The 8,706-nt window shown below is 68.2% G+C and carries 7 protein-coding genes and 1 pseudogene; 5 read left to right on the top strand and 3 right to left on the bottom strand.

What is annotated here, in order from left to right:
- The first annotated feature begins 28 nt into the window (after positions 1-28).
- Both WCJ52_RS09355 and WCJ52_RS09360 read left to right on the top strand, forming a co-directional pair.
- On the top strand, positions 29-1,639 hold the full coding sequence (locus tag WCJ52_RS09355) for an NAD(P)/FAD-dependent oxidoreductase (protein ID WP_336903039.1): 1,611 nt from the start codon (positions 29-31) through the stop codon (positions 1,637-1,639).
- Positions 1,629-2,855: a serine hydrolase domain-containing protein gene (locus WCJ52_RS09360; RefSeq protein ID WP_336903040.1), complete on the top strand. Its 1,227-nt coding sequence runs from the start codon at positions 1,629-1,631 to the stop codon at positions 2,853-2,855. The genes WCJ52_RS09355 and WCJ52_RS09360 overlap by 11 nt, the downstream gene beginning before the upstream one ends.
- Here the strand turns inward: WCJ52_RS09360 and WCJ52_RS09365 are convergent.
- The gene (locus WCJ52_RS09365; protein ID WP_336903041.1) at positions 2,830-3,519 is read right to left on the bottom strand and encodes a TetR/AcrR family transcriptional regulator; all 690 of its coding nucleotides are present in this window, start codon (positions 3,517-3,519) and stop codon (positions 2,830-2,832) included. The two genes, WCJ52_RS09360 and WCJ52_RS09365, sit on opposite strands and share 26 nt — an antisense overlap.
- Before the next feature lie 130 nt (positions 3,520-3,649).
- On the opposite strand from WCJ52_RS09365, the gene WCJ52_RS09370 reads away from it, so the two are divergent.
- Positions 3,650-5,254 carry an acyl-CoA synthetase gene (locus WCJ52_RS09370; RefSeq protein WP_336903042.1) on the top strand — a complete coding sequence of 535 codons (1,605 nt, stop codon included), beginning with the start codon at positions 3,650-3,652 and terminating at the stop codon, positions 5,252-5,254.
- A gap of 10 nt (positions 5,255-5,264) precedes the next feature.
- On the opposite strand, the gene WCJ52_RS09375 is transcribed toward WCJ52_RS09370, so the two are convergent.
- On the bottom strand, positions 5,265-6,254 hold the full coding sequence (locus WCJ52_RS09375) for a hypothetical protein (protein ID WP_336903043.1): 990 nt from the start codon (positions 6,252-6,254) through the stop codon (positions 5,265-5,267).
- A 102-nt stretch (positions 6,255-6,356) separates the two neighbouring features.
- Here WCJ52_RS09375 and WCJ52_RS09380 point away from each other — a divergent pair, with 102 nt between their 5' ends.
- On the top strand, positions 6,357-7,160 hold the full coding sequence (locus WCJ52_RS09380) for a thioesterase family protein (RefSeq protein WP_336903044.1): 804 nt from the start codon (positions 6,357-6,359) through the stop codon (positions 7,158-7,160).
- Between the two features lie 200 nt (positions 7,161-7,360).
- Here WCJ52_RS09380 and WCJ52_RS09385 read toward each other — a convergent pair whose 3' ends face one another.
- Complete coding sequence (locus WCJ52_RS09385; protein ID WP_336903045.1) at positions 7,361-7,792, bottom strand: glycine zipper 2TM domain-containing protein; 432 nt, start codon at positions 7,790-7,792, stop codon at positions 7,361-7,363.
- A 108-nt stretch (positions 7,793-7,900) separates the two neighbouring features.
- Between WCJ52_RS09385 and WCJ52_RS09390 the strand changes: the two are divergent.
- A pseudogene (locus tag WCJ52_RS09390) lies at positions 7,901-8,706 on the top strand (RNA methyltransferase); the annotation flags it as partial.

Below are 8,706 nucleotides of genomic sequence, written 5' to 3' on the forward strand. Positions count from 1 at the left end.
TTGAAGAGATATCTGTGGGAGGGCGGACATGGCTGACGGATCAGCGACGCGTACGGCGGTGCAGGGTGCGAGCGTGGATGTGGCTGTCGTGGGTGCCGGCTTCGCCGGCCTCTACATGGTCCACAAGGCGCGGGAGGCTGGCCTTTCGGTCCAGGGCTTCGAGGCCGGGGGCGGAGTCGGGGGCACCTGGTACTGGAATCGCTATCCTGGGGCCCGCTGCGATATCCCCAGCCTGTTCTATTCCTTCACCTGGTCGGAAGACCTGGCCCGGGAGTGGCGCTGGAGCGAGAAGTACGCACCCCAGCCCGAGATCCTGAAGTATGCCGAGCACATCGCCGACCGCTTCGGCCTAGACTCCGCCTTTCTGTTCAACACCCGGGTCGAGAGCGCGATCTTCGACGAGGCATCCGGACGTTGGACCGTGAAGACCAACCTCGGCGACGAGGTCTCCGCCCGTTGGGTTGTCATGGCCACCGGGTGCCTGTCGGTACCAAAATCACCCGAGATACCCGGTGCTGACAGCTTTCGGGGGGAGACCTACCTGACCGGCCTCTGGCCCCATGAGGGCGTCGACTTCGCCGGCAAGCGGGTTGCCGTGATCGGCACCGGTTCGTCGGCCATCCAGTCCATCCCGCTAATTGCCCAGCAGGCAGCCCAGGTCACCGTCTTCCAACGGACTCCCAACTTCTCCCTTCCGGCCCTTAACTCGCCCTTGGGCGAGGCTGAGGTCGAGGGCTACCTGGCGGGCTTCACCGCCTACCGGGACATGCTCCGGAGCGGCCGGTCCATCTTCCCGGCACCGCCGGTGGACCTCCGCGTCCAGGGGGAGGAGCTGGAGGCCCTGAAGGGCGGGCTCTGGAACGGCATGGGCCTGATGTCCCTCTTTGCCATTCCCAACCTGATGCGCATGCCCGAACTGAACGAGGAGGTCGGCGACCATGTCCGCGAAAGGGTGCGGCAGATGGTCCGCGACCCCGAGGTGGCCGAGCGGCTTGTTCCCCGGGGCTACGCCATCGGTGCCAAGCGACCCTGCGTCGACACCAACTATTACGACACCTTCAACCGCGACAATGTGAGCCTCGTCGACCTGCGCGAGACGCCCATCGAGACCATCACCGAAACCGGTATCCGCTCCTCGGCGGGTGAGACGCCCTTCGACATCATCATCTTCGCCACTGGCTTCGACGCCATGACCGGTGCCCTCCTGAAGATGGACATCCGCGGCCGTGGCGGTCGTACCCTGGGCGAGGTCTGGGCCGAGGGCCCAAAGACCTATCTGGGGCTGATGGTGGCCGGTTTCCCCAACCTCTTCACGGTGACCGGGCCGGGTAGCCCTTCGGTCCTGTCGAACATGATCTCGTCCATCGAGCAGCACATCGACTGGATCAGTGGCGCGATCGGCTGGGCCGACGGTCGCCAGGTCCGGACCCTGGAGGCCGACTCCGCCGCCCAGGAGGCCTGGGTGGAACACGTCAACGCCGCTGCGGAAGGCAGCCTCTACCTGGACGCCGCCTCCTGGTACATGGGTGCCAATGTCCCTGGAAAGCCGCGGGTCTTCATGCCGTACATCGGAGAAGGCTACAAAATCCGCATCGATCAGGTGGCGGCCCGGGACTACGAGGGTTTTCGTGCGGAGTAAGGCACCCGCCAGGACTTCGGGCCAGGGATGGCTCCTGAGGCGTCTGTTCGCGGCCACGCTTGCGGCGGGAAGCCTGTCTGCGGTCTCTGCGCCGGCCCAGGTCGCGCTGAAGCCAGATACGCCGAACCTGCTCTTCTGGAGCCCCGACCAGCAGGCCCGCTGGTACCCGGCGATGGAGACGGTCTACCAGACCCGGACCATCGCCGCCGGCGATCGGATCCACGCCCTTCCCCTGGCGGGTGGGGAGATCGACCCGGTCTTCACCCATGCGGGAAAGACCTGGACCGTCGACGCCTACATGGAGGCCTACAAGGTCTCCGGGCTCCTGGTGATCCGGGACGGAAAGGTCCTTCTGGAGAGGTATGGTCTTGGCCGACGGCCCTCCGACCGCTGGACCTCGTTCTCCGTCGCCAAGTCGGTCACGGCGACCCTGGTGGGCGCGGCGATCCAGGACGGGTACATCAAGAGCCTCAAGACCCCAGTCACGCAAATCCTTCCCGAGCTGAAGGGGTCCGCCTACGACGGCGTGACCCTGCGCCAGCTCCTGATGATGAGCTCGGGTGTCCGCTGGAACGAGGACTACGGCGATCCCAACTCCGATGTGGCCAAGGGGCCAACCGAGGGTCTGAAGCTGGCGCAGGGCAAGCCCGGCCTGAACCCTGTCGTCGCCTACATGCGCACCCTGCCGCGCGCCCATCCTCCGGGGACGATGTTCAACTACAACACAGGGGAGACGGACCTGGTCGGCATCCTCCTGGCCCGGGCGGTCGGCAAGGGCATTGCGGAGTATGCATCCGAGAAGATCTGGAAGCCCTACGGCATGGAGGCGGACGCCGCCTGGGTGACCGACCCCGGCGGGCTCGAACGGGGTGGGTGCTGCATTTCCATGACCCTGCGGGACTACGGGCGGGTGGGACAGTTCGTCCTGGATGAAGGCGTCGTCGACGGCCGGCCCATTCTCCCGCCTGGATGGGCGCGGGAGGCGACGACAAAGCAGATCGACAACGGCCAGGCGGGCTATGGCTATTTCTGGTGGATGCAGCCGAACGGTGCCTACCAGGCCACAGGCATTTTCGGCCAGTCCATCACCACCTTCCGGGAAGACCGCATCATCATTGTCGTGAACTCTGCCTGGCCGAAGTCCGGCGGCCCCGACCTGCGCGAGGGACGGGTCGCCCTGGTCACTGCCCTCAGGAGTGCGGCGGCGGCGCGCTGACCGGCATCTCCATCAAGGGGGTCAGGTAGCGGATGAAGGCATCCGAGGCCTCGTTCGCCAGGGCCTCAGCATCGGAATTCGGCTCGCTGAGCAGCAGGTCGAGAATGGCCGCCGCCAGTTCGATGGCCACCCGTCCGGCCAGCAGCGCACGCTCCGGCTCTGCCCCGGACCTGCGCATCATCAGGTCCGCAAGCATGGCGCTCACGGCGCGGCTTTCAGCCGAATCCAATTCCTGAAGCTCGGGGGAGAGCCGGATGGCGATGCGGATGGAACGCGAGCCGGGGGAGCTTAGCCTTCGGTTTGCGGCCACGCGCATGCCCTCAGCAACCGCCGCCTTCCAGGGCCGGCCGGCGTCGATCTGGGCGACCAGGGCTGAGATTTCGGCCTTGAAGTCAGCTGTCAGGCGTTCCGAGATGGCGGCGAAGATCGCCTGCTTGTTGGGGAAGTACCTGTAGAGGGAGGCGATGTTCACGCCAGCGCGGCTGGCGACCAGGTTGGTGTTGACCCCTTCGAAGCCCATTTCCGCCGCGAGTTCGGCGGTCGCGGCGAAGATCCGCTCATAGGTTTTGCGACCCCGGCGGCTCGAAGGCAGCACGCGCAGCCGGTTCTGCCGAGCGGCGCGCCCGGCTGGCGGTGTCGGGGAACCTGCGTCCTCTTTGTCCATGACTGCCTGCTACACCCGCCCATCGATTGAAGCCAGCACTGCGCCGCGTGGCGGCTTGCATTTGCGATCGGGCCGGGAGACGGTTGGTCCAAGCCTTTGCGAGCAGGGCGATTTTGGAGGAACGAGTGTTATGGGCTGGAATTTCGGAGACATCCTGGACGCGGTGGGCCCCAACGTACCCCCAGAGGCGCCCGCCTTCATCCACGGATCGCGGGTCATCAACTGGGGTGACGCCGTCCGCACCACCAACAACACGGCTCGGAGCCTTATCGCCCGGGGTGCCCAGCCTGGCGACAAGATCGCCATCTACATGCGCAACCGCCCGGAATACCTGCTGACCGTTGCAGCGGCGTGGAAGGCCCGGCTGACCCACGTCAACGTCAACTATCGCTACACACCTGACGAAGTCTGGTACATCTTCGATAATTCTGACGCTCAGACAGTGGTTTACGCCAGTGAGTTCAGAGACGCCGTCGCCGAGATTCGGCCGCGCCTGCCCAAGGTCAAGACCTGGGTCGAGGTCAGCGATACCGGAGAGGTGGCACCCTTTGCCGAGCGCTTCGAAGCCCTGGGTGAAGAGGGTAACGGCGGCCCGCTGGATATCGAGCGGTCCGGCGACGACCAGTTCTTCATCTATACCGGCGGCACCACCGGCATGCCTAAGGGGGTCATGTGGACCCACAACGACATGCGGGAGATCACCCTCCAGGGCGCCCGCAAGCTGGGTCCCGTGCCCGAGACCCTCGAGGCGCTGGCCGAGGCGACCCGCCGTATGCCGGTCGGTTCCCGGATCCTGCCCGCGCCGCCCCTGATGCATGGGACCGGGCTCCTGACCTCCATGGGAACCATGATGTCCGGTGGCTGCGTCGTCACCCTGGAGAAGCCCAACTTCGACGCCGAGGAGCTGCTGGCCGCCATCGACGCCCACCGACCCCAGACCCTGGTGATCGTCGGGGATTCCTTCGGCAAGCCGATCCTGAACGCCCTCAACGCCGCACCGGGCCGCTACGATGTGTCCAGCATCCTGGCCATTGTCTCCTCCGGCGTCATGTGGAGCCAGGAGGTCAAGAAGGGGATGCTCGAGCACATGCCCCAGGCCATGCTGAGCGACGGCTTCTCGTCCTCCGAGGCCCTCGGCATGGGCAACTCGGTCATGACCAAGGACTCCGAGGTCCAGACTGCCAAGTTCATGCTGGGCGAGCGCTGCAAGGTGTTCGACGAGAACGACCAGCCCGTAGAGCCCGGCTCGGGCCGGTCGGGCATGGTGGCCATCGGCCCGCCCAACCCCCTCGGCTACTACAAGGATGACGAAAAGACCGCCCGGACCTTCCGAACGATAAATGGCGTGCGCTATTCCATCCCGGGCGACTGGTGCATCGTGGAGGCCGACGGCACATTGACCCTGCTGGGGCGTGGCTCGGCCTGCATCAACACCGCTGGCGAAAAGGTCTTCCCGGAGGAGGTCGAGGAGGCGCTCAAGACCCATCCCAGTGTCGAGGACGCCCTGGTGGTCGGCCTGCCAGACGAGAAGTGGGGGCAGTCGGTAACCGGCGTCGTCCGTCTCGCCGAAGGCGCCAGCCTGGACGAGGACTCCCTTCGCGCCCATGTCCGCCGGTCCCTGGCCGGGTACAAGACGCCCAAGCGCGTGGTCGCCACGGACCTGTCGATCCGGGCCAGCAACGGCAAGGCCGACTACGCCACCGCCAAGAAGATCGCCGAGACCACCCTGGCCTGACCGGGGTGGGTCACCGGCGGCGGACCTCCAGGGGGTAGCCGGCCCGGGAGGCCCCCGCCGCCCGGTCAAGGTCAGTCCAGCCGGAGACATCGCCCGCCAGGGTCGCCCTCCAGAAGGCGGACTGGAGGGCCCGGAGCCGGCCAACGGGCTTGCCCAGGACCGGGTCGCTCTCTGGCGCATCGAAGTCGCCGTGCCGGAATCCGTCCAGGATCGCTGCGTACTGGCGACCGGGCGGTGCGCTTCGAAAGGCCTCCAGCCGCCAGTCCGGGGTTTCTTGGGCGGCACCGAAATCCCGGCTGCCTGTGACGCTGAAGAGCGGCAGGGACATGCGGTCGAAGGCGCCCGCCTTCAGCCCCAGGCGTCCGGAGCCCTGGCCGCTGATCGCCATGCCGGCGCGGAAGCCCGCGGGCAGGGGCGGCGGGGGTTCTGGCGACAGCCTCGCCCCGCAAAGGACCAGGGTCAGGTAGGCTCCGAAGGAGTGCCCCGCCATGCCCATCCGGGCCGGGTCCATGCGATCCCGGACCGAGGCGGGAAGCCGGGTGTCCCGGGCGCGTACCAGCGACTGAAGGAAGGCGATGTCCGCAATGCGGCTGCGCAGGAAGACCGGCCGCTCGGTGACCTCCGCCAGGGCCGTACCGGTCGGGCGGGCGCCCATGGCGGCGGCGAGGGCCTGGCGGACGGCGCGGGCATCCTCGGCCGGCAGGGTCGGGTCCGGGACCTGGATGGAATCCGAATGCGTCGGGTGGATCACGACCGTGCCGCGCGCCGCCCAGTATCGCCCTGTCTCGCCAAAGGCTGAGAGCGACCCCCCAAAGCCGTGGCTGAACAGGATCACCGGCCAGGGTCCCGGGGCCGTCGGCATATGAATGCGGGTTGGGATCGTTCGTCCCCGGGCGGGGTCCACCAGGTCGATGCGATCGAGGGTCCGGATCGCAGGTTCAAGTCCCCGTGAGACGGCGAGGGCGGGGGCGGCCTGGAGCAAGCGTCGGCGACTGAACATGTGCTGATCCTAGCCGGAGGGGGCCCTGCCGCGCCAGTGGCGCCATCCCGGGCTGGCGTCGCTCTCTCCCAGCGGCTAGTCGGACCCCGCAGGGAGACCCTTATGACCCAGAACCTCGGAACGTCCTTTCGCCAGATGCTGGGGTCGCTGGTCCCCGAGGGCGAGGGGTTGGCCATCGATCTGCCGGGGGACTGGCTCCAGGGCCGGACGGCCTATGGCGGCCTGACCGGGGCCCTGTGCGTGGAGGCGGCGGCGCGCCTGAACCGGGACCTGCCGCCCCTCCGGAGCGCCCAGTTTGCCCTGGCGGGTCCGGCTTCCGGGCCGCTCCAGGTGACGGCCCAGGCCGTCCGTCGGGGCAAGTCCGCCGTGGTCATCGAGGCGGCGGTGACGGGGGAGGCGGGTCCGGCGGCCCGCGCCCTCCTGACCTACGGCGCCGGGCGGGACTCCCGGGTCCTGCGGACAGGATCCGGCCCTGCCGCCCCGCCCGCGCCAGACGCCTGCCCAGCCTTCTTCGCCGCCGATCGCGCGCCCAGCTTCGCCCGTCACTTCGACGTCCGCCTCGCCGGCGGTGCCCGTCCCCTGACCCCCGGTGCCGAGCCCCGCATCACCGTCTGGATCCGTCACGGCGACGGAGAGACGCCCTCGGGAATGCCCGCCTTCGTCGCACTGGCCGACGCCATACCGTCCCCCGCCCTGGTGCTCTTTCCCGAATTCGCGCCCTTCAGCACCATGACCTGGTCCCTGGACATGATGGCGGCGGACCCCACGAGCGCCTCAGGATGGTGGTTGCTGGACAGCGTCATCGACGCCGCGGGCGGTGGCTACGCCTCCCAGGACATGAGCCTCTGGAACGACGCCGGCGAACTTGCCGCCCGGGCCCGCCAGATGGTCTCGGTCTTCATTTGAGGTGGCCGGAGTTCGGGACCTGGATTGAACCCCTGTGCGACTATGGGCACTCTGAACCCATGTCCGCCGCCCTTCCCACCCGCCGTCGGGGTCTGCGAGCCCGCACTTCTCGCCGCCTGCGACTGCCTGGAGGCGTCAGGCTGGTGGGTCACAGGCCGGACGACAAGGTCGAATTCCGGGTGCCGGCCCGAAAGGCCTGACTATTCCCGACCGCTGGCGCGCCAGACGCCGTCGGAGTTCTGGCAGACCTCTAACTGGCGCACCTGGCCCTCCTGTGGCGACTGCTGGACCCAGCGGCAGTGATCGCGGCTGTAGTCGGTCTGGACGACCTGGGGCGGGTAGTCGATGCAGGTCACGGACCCCCGGCCGACCCCGTAGCCGACCCCGGCTCCAGCGGCTGCGCCCAGCAGGGTGCCGGTGGTCTTGTTGCCCTTGCCCGCTAGGGTCCGCCCGAGGAGGGCACCGCCAAGGCCGCCGATCAGGGCGCCCTTGGTCCCGGCGTCCTTTTTCTGCTGCTGGCAGACATCTCCCCGGCCGAAGTCCTGCAAGGGCGCGGCCTGGGCTCGGACCGCGGACGGCGTACCGGCGGTGAGCAGGGCGATGGCGGCGATTCCAGTGATCAGCGAACGCATGACGGGGCTCCCTTCGAGGTCTTGCAGACCCTATGTCACAAGGCAGCGATTGCAAGGCCGAGGCTCGGGGCTTCCCCGCTACACACCGAAACAGTCTAGGGTGTGTTCGTGCCTCCCCGCAGACCCCCGCCATCCGCGCCGCCGCCGCCTGAAGGGCCCCTGACCGTCGACTCTGTCGGCGGGGAGGGCGATGGCGTCATCCACTTGGCCGATGGTCGGCTGCTCCACGTCCCGGGCATCCTGCCGGGCGAAGTCGTGCGGCTGCGCGCCGGGCGCGAAGGACCAGTGCTGGAGGCCATCGAGTCGCCCAGTGCCGACCGACGGCCACCGCCCTGCCTGTACTTTGGCACCTGCGGGGGTTGCGCCCTGCAGCATTGGGACGATGCCGCCGCCCTGGCCTGGAAGGTGGAGAGGCTGAGGTCGACCCTGGCCCTCGAGCGCCTCGAGGCAGAGATCCTGCCGGTGGTGAGAACGGCGCCGGCCACGCGCCGCCGTACAGCCCTGCACGCCCGGCGCGGGGACAACCGACGGATTGCACGACTGGGCTTCAAGGCCCGCAGGTCCTGGAACCTGGTCGAGATCTCGGACTGCATCGTCCTGGATCCGGCCATAACCGCCGCCCTGCCCGGACTTCGAAGGCTGGCGGCACCCTTCCTTGAGCACCCGAAGTCAGCGCCAACCCTGCATGTCACCACCACCGGGACCGGGCTCGACATTGACGTGACCGGCGTCGAGGCCCGCTCCGGGGGCCTGTCCGCCGACGCCCGCATGGCCGCTGCCGAAATCGCCGCAGAGCTCGGAATCGCGCGACTGACCCTGGCCGGGGACAGCGTCTTCCTGCAGCGCCGCCCCGTCGTGCAGTTCGGCAGGGCGAGGGTCGAGATTCCTGCGGGTGGCTTCCTCCAGGCCTCCGC

The sequence above is a fragment of the Phenylobacterium sp. genome (assembly GCF_037138395.1).
Taxonomy (GTDB): Bacteria; Pseudomonadota; Alphaproteobacteria; order Caulobacterales; family Caulobacteraceae; genus Phenylobacterium.